General features: G+C 73.3%; 6 protein-coding genes and 1 pseudogene. All 7 read right to left on the reverse strand.

The genetic code is table 11. From position 1 onward, the window contains the following. Positions 1-53: 53 nt before the first annotated feature. Positions 54-16718, reverse strand: a pseudogene (locus BS75_RS32890) (non-ribosomal peptide synthase/polyketide synthase); the annotation flags it as partial. A gap of 121 nt (positions 16719-16839) precedes the next feature. Further along, positions 16840-17667: an enoyl-CoA-hydratase DpgD gene (gene dpgD / locus BS75_RS32895; RefSeq protein ID WP_042439544.1), complete on the reverse strand. Its 828-nt coding sequence runs from the start codon at positions 17665-17667 to the stop codon at positions 16840-16842. Next, positions 17664-19010 carry a cation:proton antiporter gene (locus BS75_RS32900; protein ID WP_052069977.1) on the reverse strand — a complete coding sequence of 449 codons (1347 nt, stop codon included), beginning with the start codon at positions 19008-19010 and terminating at the stop codon, positions 17664-17666. The genes dpgD and BS75_RS32900 overlap by 4 nt, the downstream gene beginning before the upstream one ends. A gap of 80 nt (positions 19011-19090) precedes the next feature. Next, the gene (locus BS75_RS32905; RefSeq protein ID WP_034090842.1) at positions 19091-20404 is read right to left on the reverse strand and encodes an aminotransferase-like domain-containing protein; all 1314 of its coding nucleotides are present in this window, start codon (positions 20402-20404) and stop codon (positions 19091-19093) included. Next, a complete protein-coding gene (dpgC, locus tag BS75_RS32910; protein WP_034090843.1) occupies positions 20398-21744 on the reverse strand; it encodes a (3,5-dihydroxyphenyl)acetyl-CoA 1,2-dioxygenase DpgC in 1347 nt (448 codons plus the stop codon). Before dpgC ends, BS75_RS32905 begins: the two co-directional genes overlap by 7 nt. Beyond that, a complete protein-coding gene (gene dpgB, locus BS75_RS43610; RefSeq protein WP_052069978.1) occupies positions 21741-22226 on the reverse strand; it encodes an enoyl-CoA-hydratase DpgB in 486 nt (161 codons plus the stop codon). Before dpgB ends, dpgC begins: the two co-directional genes overlap by 4 nt. Then, complete coding sequence (locus tag BS75_RS49605) at positions 22223-22453, reverse strand: hypothetical protein (RefSeq protein ID WP_052069980.1); 231 nt, start codon at positions 22451-22453, stop codon at positions 22223-22225. The genes dpgB and BS75_RS49605 overlap by 4 nt, the downstream gene beginning before the upstream one ends.

Raw genomic sequence — 22453 nt, forward strand, 5'->3', positions numbered from 1 at the left:
TCAGAGCCGAACCCGCAGGCAACGGGCCTGGTGTCGCAGGAAGTTGCATGACATCAGTTGCCGCCGCGCAGCCGTTCGGCCAGCACCGACCCGATCCTCGCCAGCGGCGCGACCTGGGTCATCTCGTCGTGGGTGGAGTCCACCGGGTGCACGTCGAGGGCGCCCGCCAGATAGGGCTCCCACCGCTTCAGGCGGTCGGTGTGGAAGCCGGGCTCGGCGGTGGCGGAGAAGTACAGCACGTCGCCCTGGAACACCCCGAGCTCGGCGCTGCGCAGGAGGTTGCCGCCGTTCAGGTAGGCCTCGGCGAGCGCCGGGATCGCGCGCTCGCCCAGGCTCTCGGTCAGGATCCCGACCGCGACGGCATGCCGCTCCACGAACGCCGACAGCTGGGCCAGCGTGTCCGGGTCGTCCTGCTCCAGGCGGATCCCGGAGTCCTCCTCCCGGACCGGGTAGCTGTCCATCATCGACAGCGTCTCCACCCGCTCGCCCTCCTGCTGGAGCCGGACGGCGATCCCGTGGGCGATGACGCCGCCGAGCGACCAGCCGAGCAGGTGGTACGGGCCGTGCGGCTGGACCGAACGGATCCGGTCGACGTAGTCGTCCACCACCTCCCCGTACCCGGCGGAGCTGCCCGGTTCGGTGAAGCTGCGGGCCTGGAGCCCGTAGACCGGGCGGTCGGGGTCGAGGTGGCGCAGCAGGCCCGCGTACACCCAGCTGATCCCCGAGACGGCGTGGACGCAGAAGAGCGGGGCCCGGGTGCCGCCGGCGCGCAGCGGCAGCAGGACCGCCAGCGCGTCCTCGCCGTCGGAGTCCGCCAGCTGCCCGGCGAACCCGGCGACCGTCGGGGCGGTGAACAGGGCCCTGATCGAGACCTGCACGCCGAGCACCTCGCGCACCCGGCTGATCAGCCGGGTGGCCAGCAGCGAGTGGCCGCCCAGCTCGAAGAAGTTGTCGTCGACGCCCACCTGCTCGACCCCGAGCACCTCGGCGAAGACCGAGCACAGCACCTCCTCGCGCGGCGAACGCGGCAACCGTCCCGCACTCACCGCCGCGAACTCCGGAGCGGGCAGCGCCCGGCGGTCCAGCTTCCCGTTCAGCGTCAACGGCAGTGCGTCCAGCACCACGAAGGCCGAGGGCACCATGTACTCCGGCACCCGCCCCCGGAGGAATCCGCGCAGCTCGGCGACGTCCGGCCGGACGCCGGCCCCGACGACGTAGGCGACCAGCCGCTTGTCACCCGGCCGGGCCTCCCGCACCACCGCCACGACCTGGGCCACCGAGGCGTGCTCGGCCAGCACCGACTCGATCTCACCGAGCTCGATCCGGTAGCCGCGCACCTTCACCTGGTCGTCCGTCCGGCCGACGAAGTCGAGGACGCCCTCGCGGGTCCAGCGCGCCAGGTCGCCCGTCCGGTACATCCGGACGCCGGGCCCGCCGAAGGGATCGGCGACGAACCGCTCCGCCGTCAGATCCGGCCGCCCGTGGTAGCCGCGGGCCAGCCCCGCACCCGCCAGGTACAGCTCGCCGAGCACGCCGGCCGGCACCGGCCGCAGCCCGGCGTCCAGCACGTAGGCGCGGACGTTGGACATCGGGCGCCCGATCGGCGGGACACCGTCGGCCTCCCCCTCCACCGCCCACGTGGTGCTGTACACCGTGGCCTCGGTCGGACCGTAGATGTTCGCGATCCTCGCCTCCGGCAGGGCGCGCCGGATGCCCTGCACCGAACGGGCCGTCAGCGCCTCGCCGCACAGCGCCACCGTCCCGGCCACCGGCCAGGTCCCCGCCGCGCCGGCCGCCAGCACCTGCTCCAGCGCCGAGGGCACCGCACTGATCAGACTGCCCGACCAGGCGTCCACCGTTCCGTCCGCCAGCGCCAGCAGGTCCCTGACCACCTCGATGCTGCCGCCCGACACCAGCGGGGCGAACAGCTCGAACACCGACACGTCGAAGTTCAACGAGGTCGACGCCAGCACCCGGGAGAGCTCACCCGAGGCGAACTCCCGCGAGGCCCAGGACAGCAGGTTCACCACACTCGCCTGCTCGACCACCACCCCCTTGGGGCGCCCGGTCGAACCCGAGGTGTAGATCACGTAGGCCGGGCTGCTCGGCGAGAGCGCGGACAGCCGCTCCCGGTCGGACAGGTCCGACCCGTCTCCCACCGTCAGATCCAGCCCGTCGAGCAGCACCTTGGGCGCATCGACGCCGCCGGGCAGCGCCTCCGCCGCCCCGGCGCTGGTCAGCACCACCGCCGGCTGCGAGTCCCGGAGCAGGTAGCCGAGGCGGTCGGCGGGGTACGTCAGATCCACCGGCACGTACGCGGCGCCCGACTTCAGCACCGCGAGCAGGGCGACCAGCAGCTCCGCCGAGCGGGGCAGCGCCACCGCCACGAACCGTTCCGGACCGGCCCCGCAGGCCACCAGCCGCCGCGCCAGCCGGTTCGCCCGCGCGTTCAGCTCCGCGTAACTCAGCCGGACCTCCCCGCCGACCACGGCGGTCGCCCCGGGCGTCCGTGCCACCTGGGCCTCGAACATCTCCGGCACGGTCACCCCGGCCACCGGTCCTGCGGTGTCGTTCCAGCCCTCCAGCAGCCGGTGCCGCTCGGCTGCCTCCAGCACCTCGGCGGCGCCGATCGGCCGGTCCGGGTCGGCGGTCAGCGTGTCGAGCAGCCGGACGAACCGCTGCGCGAAGTCCTGGACCGTGCTGCGGTCGAACAGGTCGACCGCGAAGTTGACGGCGCCGTCCAGGCTGGTCCCCGGTCCTGCGGCGTCCTGTTCCATCAGCACGACCATCAGGTCGAACTTGGCCACGCCGGCGCCGCTCTCCTCGAAGTCCCGCACCTCCAGGCCCGGCATCGCGTACTCGGCCCGCTCGTTGTTCTGGAACACGAGCATGGTCTGGAACAGCGGGTGGCGGGCCAGCGACCGCGCCGGGTTGAGGAGTTCCACCAGCAGTTCGAACGGCAGGTCCTGGTGGTGGAAGGCCGACAGGTCGGTCTCCCGGACCCGCGCCAGCAGCTCCCGGAAGGTCGGGTCGCCCGAGGTGTCGGTGCGCAGCACCAGCGTGTTGATGAACAGGCCCACCAGGTCGTCCAGCGACTCGTCCAGCCGCCCGGCGGCCGGGGTTCCCAGGGGGATGTCGGTGCCCGCCCCGAGCCGGGTGAGCAGGGTGGCCAGGCAGGCCTGGGCGATCATGAACGGGGTCACGCCGGCCTGGCGGGCCAGGGCCCGGACCCGGTCGTACAGCTCGGCGTCCACGGAGAACTGCACGGTGTCACCGCGGTGGTCGGCCGTGGTGGGCCGGGGCCGGTCGGTCGGCAGCGCCAGCTCCTCGGGCAGACCGGCCAGCGTCTCCTTCCAGTAGGCGGTCTGCCGCGCGAGGATGCTGTCCGGGTTCCCGGCCTCGCCCAGCAGCTCGTGCTGCCACAGGGTGTAGTCCGCGTACTGCACCGGCAGCGGCTCGAAGACCGGCGCCGCGCCGTCCAGCCGGGCGGCGTAGGCCCGGGCCAGGTCGTCCGCCAGCGGCTTCAGCGACCAGCCGTCGCAGACGATGTGGTGCATCAGCAGCACCAGCACGTGCTCGTCCGGTCCGGTCGAGAACACCTCGGCGCGCACCGGCAGGTCGACCGCGAGGTCGAACGCGTACCCGCAGGCCCGGGCCACCCGGTCGGACAGCTCCTCGGCGCCGACCCGGGTCCAGCCCGTGCCGAGCTCCACCCGGTCCACCGGGAGCACGCGCTGGAACGGCTCGCCGTCCTGCGAGCCGAACACGGTCCGCAGGCTCTCGTGCCGCGCCAGCAGATCGTCCAGCCCCAGCCGCAGCGCCTCGGCGTCCAGCTGCCCGGTCAGCCGCAGCACCAGCGGCACGTTGTACGTGCTGCTCGGCCCCTCCAGCTCACCGATGAACCAGAGCCGGCGCTGCGCGTAGGAGAGCGGAACCAGTTCGGGGCGCGCGACGGGCACCAGGGCGGCCCTGGTGCGGCCGCCCGCCCGCTCGATCCGCTCCGCCAGGGCGGCGACCGTGGGCGTCTCGAACACGTCCCGCAGGCCGAGTTCCTCGCCGAGCACCGCCCGCACCCGGCTGACCAGCCGGGTGGCCAGCAGCGAGTGGCCGCCCAGGTCGAAGAAGCCGTCGTCGATCCCGACCCGCTCCACCCGGAGCACCTCGGCGAACACCGAGCAGAGCATCTCCTCCCGGGGGGTGCGGGCGGCGCGGAAGCCCGCGCCCGCCGCCGCGTAGTCCGGTTCGGGCAGGGCGCGCCGGTCCAGTTTCCCGTTGGAGTTGAGCGGCAGCGCGTCGACCGTGACGAAGGCCGAGGGCACCAGCGCGGAGGGCAGGATCTCGGCGGCGTGGCGGCGCAGTTCGGCCGGCTCGGGCACGTCGGCCCCGGACTGCGGCACCACGTACACGACCAGCCGCTTGTCCCCGGGGACGTCCTCGCGCACCAGGGCCGCCGCCTTGGCGACCTGCGGGTGCCGGCCCACCACCGCGTTGATCTCGCCCAGTTCGACCCGGATGCCCCGGATCTTGATCTGGTCGTCGGCCCGGCCGATGAACTCCAGGGTGCCGTCGCGCAGCCAGCGGACCAGGTCACCGGTCCGGTACATCCGCGCGCCGGGCCCGTCGTACGGGTTGGCCACGAACCGCTGGCCGGTCAGCCCGGCCCGGTTCAGGTAGCCGCGGGCCAGACCGGCGCCCGCGAGGTAGAGCTCACCGACGATGCCCACCGGCACCGGCTGGAGGTGTTCGTCCAGGACGTGCGTCCGGCAGTTCCGGATGGGCCGCCCGATCGGCGCGACGGCGCGCCAGTCGGCCATGGACTGCGCCGGACCCGACAGGCTGAGCGCGGTGATGACATGGGTCTCCGAGGGCCCGTAGTGGTTGTGCAGGGTCACACCCGGCCGCTCGGCGTGGAACTCCTTGACCTGGTCCGTCAGGTGCAGCGGCTCACCGGCCTGGAAGACCTCCCGCAACTCGGCGAGCGCCAGGCCCTGTTCGGCCGCGGCCTCGTAGACCGAGCGCACCACCAGGTCGGGGGCGAAGAACTCGTGGATGCCCTCCCGGTCGAGCCAGGCCGCCAGTTCCGGCGGGCTCAGCCGGGTGTCCTCGGTCGGGATCGCGAGGGTCTTGCCGTTCAGCAGGGCGGAGAGGATCTCCTGCTCGGACGCGTCGAAGCTGATCGCGCTGAACTGGGCGACCCGGGTGCCCGGTCCGGCCGGGATCTCCGCCGCGTGCCAGCTCATCAGGTTGAGCAGCACCAGAGCGGGGACCACCACGCCCTTGGGCCGGCCGGTCGAGCCCGAGGTGTAGATGACGTACGCCGGGCTCTCCGGCCTGAGCGGGGCGAGGCGGTCCCGGTCGGTCAGGTCCCCGTGCGGCTGCCGCGCCAGGGCGGCGGCGGTGTCGGGCCCGTCCAGAACGAGCAGGTCGTGGCCGTCGAGGCGGTCGGCCAGCCGGTCCACCGTCACCACCAGGGTCGGCGCGGCGTCCGCCAGGACGAAGCCGATCCGGTCCTCGGGATAGGCCGGGTCGACCGGGAGGTAGGCCGCGCCCGCCTTGAGCACCGCCAGGAAGGCGACGATCAGCTGGGCGGAGCGGGGCACGACCACCGCGACGAAGGTCTCGGGACCGACGCCGCGTCGGACCAGCAGCCGGGCCAGCCGGTTCGCGCGGTCGTTCAGCTCCGCGTAGGTCAGCACCGCGTCCGCGGCCTCCACCGCGACGCCGTCCGGGGTCCGCGCCGCCTGGGCGGCGAACAGGTCCGGCAGGGCGAGGTCGGTCGACGCGACCTCCTCGCCGCTCCACTCCTGCAGCAGCTGCCGCCGCTCCCCGGCGTTCAGCAGGTCGATCCGGCTGAGCCGTTGCTGCGGGTCGGCGGCGACGGCCGCCATCAGCCGCAGCAGCCGGGTGATCATCAGCTCGATGGTCTCCCCGTCGTAGAGGTCGGTGGCGTACTCCACCAGGATGTCGATGCCCGCCTCGGCACCGTCCGCGCCGGCGGCGGCCATGAGGAGGCTGAAGTCGAACTTGGACGTGTCGCTCTCGACGGCGCCGGCGTCCACCCGCAGACCGGGCAGCTCCATCCACTCCGTGTCACCCGAGAGCTTCTGCCAGGTCAGCAGCGTCTGGAAGAGCGGGTGCCGGGCCAGCGAGCGGACCGGGTTGACGGCCTCGACCACCTGCTCGAAGGGGATGTCCTGGTGGGCGAAGGCCGCGAGATCGGCCTCCCGCACCCGCGCCACCAGCTCGGTGAACGTCGGGTCGCCCGAGACGTCGGCGCGCAGCACCAGCGTGTTGACGAAGAACCCGACCAGGTGCTCCACGGCTTCGTCGGTACGCCCCGCCATGGCCGTCCCCAGCGGGATGTCGGTGCCCGCGCCCAGCCGCGACAGCAGCGCCGAGACGGCGGCCTGCACGACCATGAAGGTGGTGGCGTTGGTCGCCCGCGCGAGTCGGCCCAGCCCCTGGTGCACCTCCGGCTCCACCCGGTACCGCACGCTCGCGCCGCGGTAGCTGGCGACCGCCGGACGCGGCCGGTCCGCGGGCAGCTCCAGCTCCTCGGGCAGGCCGGCCAACGCCTCCCGCCAGAAGGCGAGCTGGACCCCCGCCAGGCTCTGCGGGTTCGACTCGTCACTGAGCAGGTCCCGCTGCCACAGGGTGTAGTCCGCGTACTGCACCGGCAGCGGCTCGAAGACCGGCGCCCTGCCGTCCAACCGGGCGGCGTAGGCCTGCGAGAGGTCGAGACCGAACGGGCCGGTCGACCAGCCGTCGGTGGTGATGTGGTGGAACACCACGAACAGCGTGTGGTCGTCGGCCGCGACCCGGAACAGCTTGGCCCGGATCGGCAGATCGGCCGCCAGGTCGAAGGGCTGCGCGAACTCGGCCTGCATCGCCCCGTCCAGCCCGTCCTCGGTGACCGGGACCACCGGCAGCGCGAGCTCGGCCCGGTCGACGCCGAGCACCAGCTGCACCGGTTCGCCGTCCACCTCGGGGAAGACCGTGCGCAGGCTCTCGTGCCGGGTCAGCACGTCGTTCAGCGCCGCCCGCAGCACGGCGGCGTTCAGCTCACCGTGCAGTCGCAGTCCCCACTGGACGTTGTAGGTCGAGGACGGACCCTCCAACCGGTCGAAGAACCACATGCGTCGCTGCGCGGCCGACAGCGGCACCAGACCCGGGCGCTCGACGGCCTCGATCGCCGGGCGCACCCGGCCGCCCACCTCCAGCGCCCCCACCAGGCCGGCGACGGTCGGTGTCTCGAACACCGCCCGGATCGGCAGCTCGGCGCCGAGCACCGACCGCACCCGGCTGACCAGCCGGGTGGCCAGCAGCGAGTGGCCGCCCAGGTCGAAGAAGCTGTCGTCGATCCCCACCCGCGCCACCCGGAGCAGCTCGGCGAAGACCGAGCAGAGGAGCTCCTCCTGCGGGGTGCGCGCCTGCCGCCCCCCGCCCGCCGCCGCCAGGGCGGGGGCCGGCAGCGCACGGCGGTCGAGCTTCCCGTTGGGGGTCAGCGGCAGCGCCTCCAGCGGCACGAAGGCCGTCGGCACCATGTACTCCGGCAGCCGCCGCTGGACGACGTTGCGCAGCAGCGCGAGGTTCGGCGTGCCGTCGCTGCCGACGACGTACGCGACCAGGCGCTTCTCGCCGGGCTGGTCCTCCCGGACGACCACCGCGACCTGGGCCACCGAGGCGTGCTCGGCCAGCACCGACTCGATCTCGCCGAGCTCGATCCGGAAGCCGCGCAGCTTCACCTGGTCGTCGGCCCGGCCGAGGTACTCCAGGTCGCCGTCGGGCGTCCAGCGCACCCGGTCGCCGGTGCGGTACATCCGCTCGCCCGGCCCGCCGAACGGGTCCGCGACGAACCGCTCCGCCGTCAGCCCCGCCCGGTTCAGGTAGCCCCGGGCCAGGCCGGCCCCCGAGATGTACAGCTCACCGGCCACCCCGGCCGGCACCGGACGCAACCAGGCGTCCAGCACGTGCGTCCGGGCGTTGTCGATCGGCCGCCCGATCGGCGGCGTGCGGTCCACCTCCCGGTCCGTGGACCAGGCCGTGCTGTACACCGTCGCCTCGGTGGGGCCGTAGATGTTGGCGACCCGCGCCCCCGGCAGGGCCTGCCGGATGCCCCGCACCGCGTGGGCCGAGAGCGCCTCGCCGGCCAGCACCACGGTGCCGGCCGTGGCCTGCGTCCGGGTCGCGCCACTGCTCAGGATCTGGTCCAGCGCCGAGGGCACCGCACTGATCAGACTGCCGGACCAGCTCCCCGCGGAGCCGTCGGCCAACGCCAGCAGGTCACGGACGATCTCGATGCTGCCGCCCGAGACCAGCGGGGCGAACAGCTCGAACACCGACACGTCGAAGTTCAGCGAGGTCGAGGCCAGCACCCGGGAGAGCTCCCCGGCGGTGAACTCCCGCACCGCCCAGGAGAGCAGGTTGGCGACGCTCGCGTGGGCGACCACCACGCCCTTGGGACGCCCGGTCGAGCCGGAGGTGTAGATCACGTAGGCCGGCGTGCCCAGGCACAGCGGTGAGAGCCGCTCGGCGTCGGACAGGTCGGACGCGTCCCCGGCGCCGAGGTCGAGCCCGTCCAGCAGGATCCGGGGCGCGTCGACGCCCTCGGGCAGCACCCCCGCGACCTCACTGCTGGTCAGCACCACGGTCGGGGCGGCGTCTCCGAGCAGGTAGGCGATCCGGTCGGCGGGGTAGTTCGGATCCACCGGCACGTACCCGGCGCCCGACTTCAGCACCGCGAGCAGCGCGACCATCAGGTCCGCCGAGCGGGGCAGCGCCACCGCCACGAACCGCTCCGGGCCGGCCCCCTGCGCGATCAGCAGCCGCGCCAGCCGGTTGGCCCGGGTGTTCAGCTCGGCGTAGGTCGACGCCACGCCCTGGAAGACCACGGCGGTCGCCCCGGGTGTCCGCGCCACCTGGGCCTGGAACAGCTCGGGCACGGTGGCCGCGGCCACCGGCCGGGCGGTGTCGTTCCAGCCCGTCAGCACCTGGTGCCGCTCGGCCGCCGTCAGGATCTCCAGCTGCCCGATCGGTCGGGTCGGTTCGGCGACGGCCGCGGTGAGGAGCAGCACCAGCCTGCGCCCGATCAGCTCCACCGTCTCCCGGTCGTACAGGTCGGCGGCGTACTCGAAGGCCGCGGCCATGCCGTCGGCGGCGCCGTCCGCGGTGCGCCGTTCCCGTAGCGAGAGCAGCAGGTCGAACTTGGAAGTGCTGCCGTCGACCGTCACCAGCTCCGAGGCCAGGCCGGGCAGCCCGATCTCGCCCGCGCCCTGGTTCTGGAGCACCAGCATCACCTGGAAGAGCGGGTGGCGGGCCAGCGAGCGGGCCGGGTTGACGGCCTCGACCACCTGCTCGAAGGGCACCTCCTGGTGGGCGAAGGCCGCGAGGTCGGTCTGCCGCACCCGGGCCACCAGCTCGGCGAAGGAGGGGTCGCCCGAGACGTCCGAACGCAGCGTCAGCGAGTTGACGAAGAAGCCGACCAGCTCCTCCAGGGCCTCGTCGGTGCGCCCCGCCGTCACCGTGCCGAGGGGGATGTCCGTACCGGCGCCGAGCCGGGACAGCAGCGCCGCGAAGCCCGCCTGGAGCACCATGAACGTGGTCGCGTGCTGCTCCCGGGCCAGGTCGAGCAGCGCCGAGTGGACCGGGGCGGGCAGCTCGAACTCGACCACCCCGCCCGCGAAACTCGCCACCGCCGGCCGCGAACGGTCGGCCGGCAGCTCCAACTCCTCCGGCAGTCCGGCCAACGCCCCACGCCAGTAGTCCAGTTGCCGGGCGGCCCGGCTGCCCTCCAGGGTGCTCTCGCCGAGCGAGTCGCGCTGCCAGAGGGTGTAGTCGGCGTACTGCACCGGCAGCGGCCGGTACTCCGGCGCCCGGCCGTCGCAACGGGCCGCGTAGGCCCGGGCCAGGTCGCGGCCGAGCGGCCCGTCGGACCAGCCGTCGGTGGCGATGTGGTGGAACGCGAGGAACAGGATCCGCTCGTCCGGGGCCAGTTCGAAGAGGGTGGTGCGGATCGGGAGGTCGGTGGCCAGGTCGAAGGGGCGGGAGCCCTCGGCGCGCAGCGCCTCGTCCAGGGTGTCCTCGGTGACCGGGACGACCGGCAGTGCGAGCCGGGCCAGGTCGGCGCCGAGCACCAGCTGCACCGGTTCGCCGTCGACCTCGGGGAAGACCGTCCGCAGGCTCTCGTGCCGGGCCAGGACATCGCCCAGGGCCGCCCGCAGCGCGGAGACGTCCAGGTCGCCGGAGAGCCGCAGGCCCCAGGAGAGGTTGTAGGTCGCGGAGGGGCCTTCCAGTCGGTCCAGGAACCAGAGTCGGCGCTGGGCGAAGGAGAGGGGGAGGCGGTCGGGGCGTCGGGCGGGCAGCAGTGGTGTGCCGAGCTCACCGGCGTGGCGCAGTTTCTCGGCCAGGCCTGCCACGGTCGGGGCCTCGAACAGCATCTGGATGGAGGCCTCGACGCCGAGTACCGTGCGGACCCGGCTGACCAGTCGGGTGGCCAGCAGGGAGTGGCCGCCCAGGGCGAAGAAGTCGTCGTCGAGGCCGACCCGTTCGGTGCCGAGCATTTCGGCGAAGACGGTGCACAGGATCTCCTCGCGGGCGTCGCGCGGGGGCCGGTAGCCGGTCGTGGCGGTGAACTCCGCCTTGGGCAGTGCCCGTACGTCCAGTTTTCCGTTGGGGGTCAGTGGCAGGGCCGGCAGGACCACGAACGCGCCGGGGACCATGTACTCGGGCAGCCGCGCGCCCAACCGGGCGCGGACGTCGGCCAGTTCCTGTTCGCCCCAGTCGGCGCCGGGGGTCGGTACGACGTAGGCCGCCAGGCGCTTCTCGCCTCCGGGCACCGCCAGGGCCAGCACGGCGCACTGGGCCACCCGGGCGTCGGCGGCCAGGGCCGTCTCGATCTCGCCCAGCTCGATCCGGAAGCCGCGGATCTTGACCTGGGCGTCGGCCCGGCCGACGAAGTCGAGTTCGCCGTTGGGGGTCCACCGGACCAGGTCGCCGGTGCGGTACATCCGCGAACCCGGCGCCCCGAAGGCGTTCGCCACGAACCGCTCGGCCGTCAGATCCGGGCGACCGTTGTAGCCGCGGGCCAGACCCGCACCGGCCAGGTAGATCTCGCCGGTGACCCCGGGCGGCACCGGACGCAGCCAGGCATCGAGGACGTAGGCCTGCATGTTGTCCATCGCCCGGCCCACCGGGACGGGCCCGGGGGCGAACCCCTCGCCCTTGCGCATCAGCTTGTGCGTCGCGAAGAGGGTCGTCTCCGTCGCGCCGTAGGTGGTGCGCACATGGGTGTTCGGGCAGTGGTCCAGCACCCGCTGCACCGCGACCGGCGAGATCACGTCACCGCCGGTCAACACCTCCTGCACCGTCGCGAAGATCTCCGGCGCCTCCTCCGCCACCACCCGGAACAGACCGGCCGTCAGATCCAGCCCGGTGACCTGGCCCTCCACCAACAGTCGGCGAAGGGTGCTCACCTCAAGATTGCCCTCCGGCGCCACCACCGTGGTGCCACCGTTCAACAGCGGCACCCAGATCGCGTAGGTCGAGGGATCGAAGGCATACGGCGCCGCCATCAGCACCCGCCGATGCGCACCCCCCGCGAACATCCGGTCCATCGCCAGCTCGACCACATCCCGGTGCGTGACCGCCACGCCCTTCGGCAGTCCGGTCGAACCCGAGGTGTACATCACATACGCCAACTGCTGCGGCTCACTGCGCACTTCCACCGCAGCCGAGGACACCCCCGCCAACGCGGCCTCGTCGTCCACCGTCAGCACCACCGCGCACGCCGGCACCTCGCCGGCCGCCTTCGCCCGGTCCACCAGCAGCACCCGCGCCCCGGCCGCGTCCACGATCCACTGCCGACGCTCCGGCGGGTACCCGTTGTGCAACGGCACGTACACGCCACCGGCCTTCACGATCGCCAGTGTCGCGACCACGACCTCGACCGTGCGGTCCATCAACACCGCCACCGGGGTCTCCGGCCCCACCCCCAGCTCCAGCAGCCGACGCGCCAACCGATTGGAGCGCGCGTCCAACTCCGCGTACGTCAACGCACGCTCGTCAGCGCCGCCGCAGACCGCCGGCGCATCGGGCGCACCCGCCACCTGTACCGCGAACAACTCCTGCAGCGAGGAGCCCAGCTGCGGCACCACCACGGCGGTGCTGTTCCACTCGCTCAGCACCCGGTCCCGCTCGGCGCCCCCGAGGATCTCCAGCAGTCCGATCGGTCGGGTCGGTTCGGCGACGGCCGCGGTGAGGAGCAGCACCAGCCTGCGCCCGATCAGCTCCACCGTCTCCCGGTCGTACAGGTCGGCGGCGAACTCGATCGCGCCCTTGATGCCCGCAGCGGCTCCGGTTTCGTCCGTCCTGAGGCCGAACTGGAAGTCCAGGTCGAACTTGGCCGTCCCCGTCCCCGGCGCCACCACCGCGGCCGACCGCACGCCCGGCAGCTCCACCAGCGGACCGCCGGCCTCCTGCACCGCGAAGGCCACCTGGAAGAGCGGGTGGCGGGCCAGCGAGCGGGCCGGGTTGACGGCCTCGACCACCTGCTCGAAGGGCAGGTCCTGGCGGGCGAAGGCCGCGAGGTCGGCCTGCCGCACCCGGGCCACCAGCTCGCTGAACGAGGGGTCGCCCGAGACGTCGGACCGCAGCACCAGGGTGTTGACGAAGAAGCCGACCAGCTCCGCCAAGGCCTCGTCGGTGCGCCCCGCCGTCACCGTGCCGAGGGGGATGTCCGTACCGGCGCCGAGCCGGGACAGCAGCGCGGCCAGACCGGCCTGCAGCACCATCAGCATCGAGGCGTGCTGCCCACGGGCCAGCTCCTGCAGCGCCGAGTGGACCGGGGCCGGCAGCTCGAACTCGACCAACCCGCCCGCGTAACTCGCCACCGCCGGACGGGGGCGGTCCGTCCTGAGCTCCAACTCCTCTGGCAGACCGGCCAGTTCCTCCTGCCAGAAGGTCAACTGCCGCTCCGAGAGCTGCTCCGCTCCCTCGCGCTGCCACAGCGCGTAGTCGGCGTACTGCACCGGCAGCGGCTGGTACTCCGGCGCGACGCCCGCACGACGGGCCGCGTAGGCCCGGGCGAGGTCGCGGCCGAGCGGTCCGTCGGACCAGCCGTCGGTGGCGATGTGGTGGAACGCCAGCGCCAACACCCATTGGTCCGGGGCCAGTTCGAAGAGGGTGGTGCGGATCGGGAGGTCGGTGGCCAGGTCGAAGGGGTGGGAGCCCTCGGCGCGCAGCGCCTCGTCCAGGGTGTCCTCGGTGACCGGGACGACCGGCAGTGCGAGCCGGGCCAGGTCGGCGCCGAGCACCAGCTGCACCGGTTCGCCGTCCACCTCGGGGAAGACCGTCCGCAGGCTCTCGTGCCGGGCCAGGACATCGCCCAGGGCCGCCCGCAGCGCGGAGACATCGAGGTCACCCGAGAGCCGGACCGCGAGCGACAGGTTGTAGGTCGCGGAGGGGCCTTCCAGTCGGTCCAGGAACCAGAGTCGGCGCTGGGCGAAGGAGAGCGGGAGGTGGTTGGGGCGTCGGGCGGGCAGCAGTGGTGTGCCGAGCTCACCGGCGTGGCGCAGTTTCTCGGCCAGGCCTGCGACGGTCGGGGCCTCGAACAGCATCTGGATGGAGGCCTCGACGCCGAGTACCGTGCGGATCCGGCTGACCAGTCGGGTGGCCAGCAGGGAGTGGCCGCCCAGGGCGAAGAAGTCGTCGTCGAGGCCGACCCGTTCGGTGCCGAGCATTTCGGCGAAGACGGTGCACAGGATCTCCTCGCGGGCGTCGCGCGGGGGCCGGTAGCCGGTCGTGGCGGTGAACTCCGCCTTGGGCAGTGCCCGTGCGTCCAGTTTTCCGTTGGGGGTCAGTGGCAGGGCCGGCAGGACCACGAACGCGCCGGGGACCATGTACTCGGGCAGTCGCGCGCCCAACTTGGCGCGGACGTCGGCCAGTTCCTGTTCGCCCCAGTCGGCGCCGGGGGTCGGTACGACGTAGGCCGCCAGGCGCTTCTCGCCTCCGGGCACCGCCAGGGCCAGTACCGCGCACTGGGCCACCCGGGCGTCGGCGGCCAGGGCCGTCTCGATCTCGCCCAGTTCGATCCGGAAGCCGCGGATCTTGACCTGGGCGTCGGCCCGGCCGACGAAGTCGAGTTCGCCGTTGGGGGTCCAGCGGACCAGGTCGCCGGTGCGGTACATCCGCGAACCCGGCGCCCCGAAGGCGTTCGCCACGAACCGCTCGGCGGTGAGGTCGGCCCGGCCCTGGTAGCCGCGGGCCAGACCCGCGCCGGCCAGGTAGAGCTCGCCGGACACGCCCACCGGCACCGGGCGCAACCACGCGTCCAGAATGTACATCTGCATGTTGTCCAGCGGCCGTCCCACCGGAATGGTGCTGCTGAACCGCTCGTCGCGGGACACCATGCGCTGGGTCGCGAAGAGCGTGGTCTCGGTCGGGCCGTACAGGGTGCGGACATTGGTGCCGGGGCAGTGGTCGAGGACGCGCTGGACGGCGACGGGGGAGATGACGTCGCCGCCGGTGAGGACCTCCCGGACGGTGGCGAAGACCTCGGGGGCCTCTTCGGCGACGACCCGGAAGAGGCCTGCGGTGAGGTCGAGTCCGGTGACCCGTCCGTCGAGGAGGAGCCGGCGCAGGGTGGCCACTTCGAGGTTGCCCTCGGGGGCGACGACGGTGGTGCCGCCGTTGAGGAGGGGCACCCAGATGGCGTAGGTCGAGGGGTCGAAGGCGTACGGCGCGGCCATCAGGACGCGCTGGTGGGCGCTGCCGGCGAACATCCGGTCCATGGCGAGTTCGACGACGTCGCGGTGGGTGACGGCGACGCCCTTGGGCAGGCCGGTGGAACCGGAGGTGTACATCACGTAGGCGAGCTGCTGGGGTTCGCTGTGGATGTGGACGGCGGCGGGGGAGACGCCGTCCAGGAGGGCGTCGTCGTCGACGGTGAGGACGGTGGGGCCGGTGGGGATGGGGCCGGTGGCCTTGGCGCGGTCGACGAGGAGGACGGGGGCGGCTGCGGTGTCGGTGATCCACTGGCGGCGCTCGGGCGGGTAGCCGTTGTGCAGGGGGACGTAGACGCCGCCGGCCTTGACGATGGCGAGGGTGGCGACGACGACCTCGACGGTGCGCTCCATCAGCACGGCGACGGGCGTCTCGGGGCCGACGCCGAGTTCGACCAGGCGCCGCGCCAGTCGGTTGGAGCGGGCGTCGAGCTGGGCGTAGGTCAGTTCCCGCTCCTCGGCGCCGCCGCAGACGGCGATCGCGTCGGGGGTCTTCGCGGCCTGCACGGCGAAGAGCTCCTGCAGGCTGGACGCCACCTGCGACACCGCCACCGCGCTGTCGTTCCACGTCTCCAGCAGCTGGTGCCGCTCGGCCTCCGCCAGGATCTCGACACCGGACACCGGCGTCGCCGGATCCTCGGCCAGCGCGCCCAGGAAGCGCACCAGCCGGTCGGCCAGGGTCTGCACCGTCCCCCGGTCGTACAGGTCCCCGGCGAACTCGATCATTCCCTCGATGCCGGCGGCGGCGCCGGTGTCGTCCTTCGTCAGGCCGAACTGGAAGTCCAGGTCGAACTTGGCCATCCCGGTGGCCGGCAGCGCCACCGGGGTGGCGCGCACGCCCGCGAGGTCCAGCGCCGGGCCACCGGTCTCGTGGACGGCGAAGGCCACCTGGAAGAGCGGGTGCCGGGCCAGCGAGCGGGCCGGGTTGAGCGCCTCCACCACCTGCTCGAACGGCACGTCCTGGTGCTCGAACGCGGCCAGGTCCGTCTGCCGCACCCGCGCCACCAGCTCGGCGAAGGTCGGGTCGCCGGAGACGTCCGAGCGCAGCACCAGGGTGTTGACGAAGAAGCCGACCAGGTCCTCCAAGGCCTCGTCGGTGCGTCCGGCCGCGACGGTGCCGAGGGGGATGTCGCTGCCGCCGCCGAGGCGGGACAGCAGTGCGGCGAGACCCGCCTGGAGCACCATCAGCATCGTCGCGTTGGTCGCCTGGGCGACGGCGGCCAGGCCCCGGTGCGCCCGGGCGTCCAGCCGGAACGGCACGGCGCCGCCGGTGTAGCTGGCCACCGCGGGGCGGGAGCGGTCGGACGGCAGCTCCAGCTCCTCCGGCAGACCGGTCAGCGCGCCGCGCCAGTAGTCGAGTTGCCGGGCGGCGAGGCTCCCCGGGTCGCTGCTCCCGCCCAGCAACTCGCGCTGCCACTCGGCGTAGTCGCGGTACTGGACCGGCAGCGGCTCGAACACCGGGGCCAGGCCCCGGGTGCGGGCCGCGTAGGCGAGGGAGAGGTCGCGTCCGAGCGGTCCGTCGGACCAGCCGTCGGTGGCGATGTGGTGGAAGACCAGGGAGAGGACCCACTCGTCGGCGGCCGGCCGGAACAGGGTGGCGCGCAGCGGCAGGTCCGCCGTCAGGTCGAACGGGCGGGAGCCCGCGGCCCGCAGCGCCTCCTCCAGCGCGTCCTCGGCGACCGGGACGACCTGCAGCTCGACCCCGGACCGCTCGGCGCCGAGCACCAGCTGCACCGGCTCGCCGTCGACCTCGGGGAACACCGTCCGCAGGCTCTCGTGCCGCTCGACCACGTCGCCCAGCGCGGCGCCCAGCGCCGCCACGTCCAGCACCCCCGACAGTCGCACCGCAAGAGACAGGTTGTAGGTCGCGGACGGACCCTCCAACCGGTCCAGGAACCACAACCGCCGCTGAGCGAAGGACAGGGAAACCACGTGGACTCTCCTCAAGAAACCGACATCGGACCTGGCCGGCAGTCCGGCTACATGAGAACGCTCCGTCTCAAGTGCCCCCCGGAGCAATGCCGATCGGGAGCAGGAACCTGCACGACAGCGACTTACTGGCTCAGCGGGCGCGCCACTGCGGAGCGCGCTTCTCGGCGAAGGCGAGCGGGCCCTCGACCGCGTCGGAGCTGCGCAGACGCAGCTCCTCCTGCGGGTAGTGCGCGGCGAACGCCTGCTCCAGCGGCAGCGCGGCGGACATCGCGGCGGCCTCCTTGACGGCCCTGACCGAGAGCGGCGCGCACCGCAGCACGTCGGCCACCCAGCCCTCCACGCAGCCGTCCAACTGCTCGGCCGGCACCACCTCGTTGACCAGGCCGAGGTCGAAGGCGCGCCGCGCGTCCAGCGGCCGCCCGGTCAGCAGATGACCCATGGCCGTCCGGGTCGGCAGCTGCCGGGTCAGCCGGAACACCCCGCCCGCCCCCGCCATCAGGCCGAGCTTCGCCTCCGGCAGGGCGAAGACCGCGTCCTCGGCGGCGACGACGATGTCACAGGCCAGGGCGAGCTCGAACCCGCCGCCCATGGCGTATCCCCGCACCTTGGCGACGACCGGTTTCGTCAGCCCGAACCGCTCCGTCAGCCGTGGCCAGCCCGGTTTCCCGCGGCTGCCGAAGCTGGACGTGCCGGCGGTGCCGCCGCGGAGCCGGGCGGCGAGCTCCTTGAGGTCCTGGCCGACGCTGAAGGCCCGGGTGCCCGACCCCGCCAGCACCGCGACCCACAGGTCGTCGTCGGCCTCGAAGTCGTCCCAGATCTCGGCGAGTTCCTCGTGCATCCGCAGGTCCATCGCATTGAGCACCTCGGGCCGGTCGAGGGTGATCCGGGCCAGGTGGCCCTCCTTCTGGTAGCGGACCCGGGAGTGCCGCGAACTCCCCTGCTCCACTGCGGCGGTCACCGCAGCTCCACCGGAACGCCCGGGCGCTCCCGGTCCGCCGCGGTCGGCTCGGGGGCCTGCGAGCGCAGCCGATGCGCCGTCAGGCCCAGCCTGAAACCGGCCAGTTGACTGGTCACCAGGGAGACCAGGACCAGGACGGTGAAGAAGGGCTTGTTGATCAGACCGGCCTGGTAGGTGACCCCGGCCAGCACCACGCCCAGCGTTCCCCGCGCGTTCAGGGCGATCGCGAGCGAGCCGGCGAATCCGCGCTCCTCGCCGGCCAGCCGCGCCGCGCCCCAGACGCTGAGCGTCTTGACCCCGCAGGCGGCCAGCAGGAACCAGCCGAAGAACAGCGGGTCGAAGGACTGGGCGAGGTCGACGTTCATCCCGACCATGGCGAAGAACACCGGGACGAAGAAGGCCAGCGAGAACTGCCTGATCGCCCCCCAGGCCTGGGCCGCCAGCGCCTCGGTCCCCGGGTCCTCGGTGCCGGCGTCGCCGCGCGCGGCGCAGATGCCGGCTATCAGCGCGCCGAACACGGAGTTGACGCCGAGGCCGACGCAGCAGGCCACCACCGCGAAGAGGAAGACCAGGCGGAACGCGACCGGGCTGCGCCGCGCCAGGATGTTGGACCGGTGCACCGCCAACCGGCGGAAGGCGCGCGGTCCCCAGGAGAGCCCGGCCCAGAGGAAGAGCAGGCTGACCGTGACGATGTAGAGCGCCGTCAGCCCGAGCGAGTGGCTGCCGAAGGACTGCCAGAGCCCCACCGAGCCGCCCGCCCCGGCGTGCCCCATGCCGAGGACCAGGGCGAGGACCACGTACAGCACGACGTCCTCGACCACCGCGACCATCAGCACGGTGCGCCCGAACGGGGTGTCCACGATCCCGAGGTCCAGCATGATCCGCGAGATCACCGGAATCGCGGCGATGGCCATGGCCATCCCGACGATCAGCGGCGTGGTCACCGAGGAGCCCAGCGGGCCGACGAACCGCCCGCCGTCGGCGACCGCCAGCGCCGCACCGGCCGCGAACGGCACCAGCAGGCCGGCCGCGGCCACCGCGACGCCGGTCCGCCGCTCCCGTCCGGCCGCCCTGATCCGCAGCTCGGAGCCGGCCAGGAAGATCAGCAGCAACTGGCCGATCTGGTAGAGCGCGTTGAGGCCGTCGGCGACCGGGCCGGAGGTGGGGAGGACCGCCTGCGCGAGATGGGGTGCGACCAGCCGGAGACAGGTGGGTCCGAGCAGGATCCCGCCCACGATCTCGCCGATCACCGGTGGCTGCCGCAGCCTGGAGAACAGGAAGCCGCAGCCGTGGGCGACCAGGCAGAGCAGCCCGAGCGCCGTGATCAGCCGAAGCGTGTCCATTGTCGACACTGGTCCGATCCCTTCCGAACGTGTTGGGTCGGCGGGCCGGCTGTCGCCGGACCGCTGTCATTGCTGGTGGGTCAGGCCGTGCGGGCCTGGTGCGCGCCGATGTCGCGGAGGAAGGCAGCCAGCCGGGCAGCGCCCTCGTCGATGCCCTCGGGGTCGAGGTAGCTGCACGACAGCCGCAGCTCCCGGTCGCCGCCGGGGCCGCGGTAGAACTGGGACATCGGCGTCCAGAGCACGCCGTAGCGGGAGGCGGACACCTCCAGCAGCGCCTCGTCGACGGTCACCGGGAGGCGCATCCGTACGAAGAAGCCCCCGCTCGGCCGGTTCCAGCTGACGCCCTGCGGCGCCCGGCCGTCCGGGCACAGGTGGCGCTCCAGCGCCTCCAGCAGCAGGGTGAGGTTGCCCTGGTAGAAGGCGCCGCGCTCGCGCGCCAGTTCGGCGAACGAGCCGCCGTGCTCCAGCAGCATCCCGCCGATGACGGCCTGGCAGAGGGGCGACGTGTTGACGGTCACCATGCTCTTGAGCGCGGCCAACTCGTCCGCCAGCAGCCGGATCCGGCCGTCCGCGGTGCGGACCGGCTGGTCGGCGACGACGTAGCCGACCCGGGCCCCGGGGAAGCAGAGCTTCGCGAAGGTCCCGATCTGGACGACCCGGTCGCCGCCGTCCATCGCCTTGAGCGCGGGCGGGTGCCCGGACGCCACGGACTTGGTGAACCCGTAGGCGTTGTCCTCCAGCAGCAGGAAGTCCTCGCGCTCGGCGGTCCCCAGCAGCCGCCGGCGGGACGCCCGGTCCATCTCGGTGCCGGACGGGTTGGCGTAGTCGGGGGCCACGTACATGGCCCGCACCCGCCGGCCCCGCGCCGCCAGCCGGGCGCAGACCGCGTCGAGGGCGTCGAGGTCGGGCCCGTTGTCGGTGTCCGGCACCGCGACCACCTCGATGTCCAGCAACCGGGCGGCGCCGGTGATCCCGACGAAGCAGGGTTCCGCCACCACCAGCACGTCGGCGGCGTCGCGGAACAGCGCGCGCAGCGTCAGCAGCATGGCCTCCTGGGCCCCGACGGTGATCACGACGGCCTCCGGCGGCACGTCGACACCGTGGTCGGTGCGCAGGGCCGCGGCCACCAGGTCGTTGATCAGACCGCGGGCCGGGCCGTACTCGTACAGCAGGCGGCGGGCGCCGTGCAGGTCGAGGCCGCGGGTGCGGCGCAGGTGCTCCACGAAGACGTCGACGCTCCGGGTGGCGTCGGTGTCCAGCAGGTCCGCCAGGTGGGGCGCCCCGGGGGCGAACGAGATCGCGTCCGGGAAGCGCGACATGACCTCGTTGAGGAAGCCGATGGAGCCGAGCAGCGGGTCCTGGAGCGAGTCGTGGAGGGAGCCGGGGGCTAGCACGGCGCGGGCTCCTCACGGGAGGAGAAGCGCCCTGCCTTGGTCACGACGTCGTCCGCGTACAGGCGCTGGGCCTGCACCAGCGCGAACTCCGCGAGGTAGCGGCGCAGTCCTTCGCGCGGCTCGTCGGCCAGGTTGAGCATCCGGCGGTTGGCCACCACCGCCGGACTGTCCAGTGAGCGGACGGCCTCCTCCACCGCCGCGTCGAGCTCGTCGGCCGGCACCACCAGGTCGCACACCAGGGACGCCTCGGGGTCGGTGGCCGCGATCCGCCGCCCGCCCAGGATCACCCTCCGCGACAGCCGCGGCCCGGCCAGCCGGGGCAGCCGCAGATTGCCCAGGCCAGGGACGATGCCCTCCTGCGCGGCCGGCAGGCTGAAGAACGCGTCGTCGGCGCTGATCACCTGGTCGAAGACGAGCAGCAGCTGCATGCCGCCGCCGATGGCGAACGAGTCCACCGCCGCGCACCAGGGCTTCTGCACCGTGCGGTGCGGGTACGCGTCGGCGGCGGGGCCGGTCAGGATTCCGTGCATCAGCTTGCTGATGAGACCGAGCTCCCGGCGCAGCAGGAAGTCCACGAAGGAGATCCCGCCGGAGTGCAGCTCGCGCAGGTTGATCCCGGCGCTGAAGACCCGTCGCCCCCGGTAGCGCGGGTGGGTCATCACCCCGCCGCGGAGGACGCCGACGCGGGCCCGGTCGTCCAGCAGGACCAGGTCGACGGCCGTCTCCAGGTCGTCGACCAGCCGGTTGTCCTCGGCGTTCAGGCAGTGCTGGTTGTTGATCGTCAAATGCGCGGCGCCGTCGCGCAGTTCGACGAGGACCGAGCCCAGGTCGAGCCGGTCCTCGCGGCCGAACGCGTCCTGCAGGTCCAGGGCCCGGGAGGTCGGTCGGAGCATCGAGTCCATCAGATGCCCGCCGGCGTCGGGGGAGGCCAGCAGACCGCGGAAGAAGATGCCCTGGTCGATCTCCAGGCCCTCCTTCTCCGCCTGCGGCCGGGCCTGCTCAACGGCCATCAGCTCCGGGCCGGGGACCAGCCCCGGGAAGCGCTCGGCAGCGGCGTGGGCGAGCCCGTCCAGGCGCAGTGGGAGCCGGCGGCCGTCGGTGAGGACGTCGTAGACCTGCTCGGCGTGGTGGTGCATCAGCGTGTTGCGCGCCCGGCGGCAGGACTCGACGGCCTCGGCCGCGAAGTCCCGCTGCCGCGCGTCGCGCGCGTCCGGCTCGGGCAGCGCCGCGATCGCCTGCCGTGCCAGCGCCACGTACCCGGCCAGGGCCTGGGCGTCCTCCTCCAGCACGCCGGTGACGGCCGGCAGGGGCTCGGTCCGGGGGACCGGTGGCACGGTCACCCCTCCAGTCCGGCGGCCGCGCGGTGGCGCAGGGAGCGGTCGCAGGCGGCCAGGTGGGTGCCGATGGCGTCCTCGTAGCTGGTCGTCATCGCCTCCAGGACCAGCCGTCGGCAGACGGCCAGCTCGCCGCCCAGGGACTGCCCCACCTCGCCGGGCACGGCCTCGGCGCGCGCCGGGTCGTCGCTGATCTCGTCGACCAGTCCGAGCGCGTGCGCGTGCTCCACCGCCAGCGCGTCGCCGCGCAGCAGGAGCCGGCGGGCCTGCGCGGAACCGACCTGGTGGGCCAGCCGGTACAGGGTCATGCCCGGCCACGGCAGGCCGTTGTGGTCCCGCAGCACCATCCGCAGCCCGGTGCCGGCGATGCGGTAGTCCGCCGCCAGGAAGAGGTCCAGGGCGGCGCCGGAGCACACGCCGTCGGCGGCGACCACGGTCAGCGCGCCCAGGCGCTCCACCCGGCGCACGGTGCGCTCCCAGCGGGTCACCTCGCGGATCCCCGGCCCACCGGCCGGTTCGAGCCGGGCCCGGAGGCCGACAGGCGCAGCACCAGGGCCGGTGTGTGCGGCGCGTCCTCGACCCGGTCGCAGCCGTCGTTGATCAGCGCGACCAGCTCGGCCGGCGGTGCGGCGGTGTCCAGTTCGACCACCACCGGCGCCTCGCCGTCCAGTACCGCTCCGGAGAATCCGCTGCCCGAGTTCTGCGTGTGTGTCAT

It is taken from the genome of Streptacidiphilus albus JL83 (assembly GCF_000744705.1).
GTDB lineage: Bacteria > Actinomycetota > Actinomycetes > Streptomycetales > Streptomycetaceae > Streptacidiphilus > Streptacidiphilus albus.

Bases quoted from the DNA above. Each gene is read 5' to 3' on its own strand.
- BS75_RS49605 (WP_052069980.1), bottom strand. From the start codon at position 22,453: ATGACACACACGCAGAACTCGGGCAGCGGATTCTCCGGAGCGGTACTG.
- BS75_RS32900 (WP_052069977.1), bottom strand. From the start codon at position 19,010: ATGGACACGCTTCGGCTGATCACGGCGCTCGGGCTGCTCTGCCTGGTC.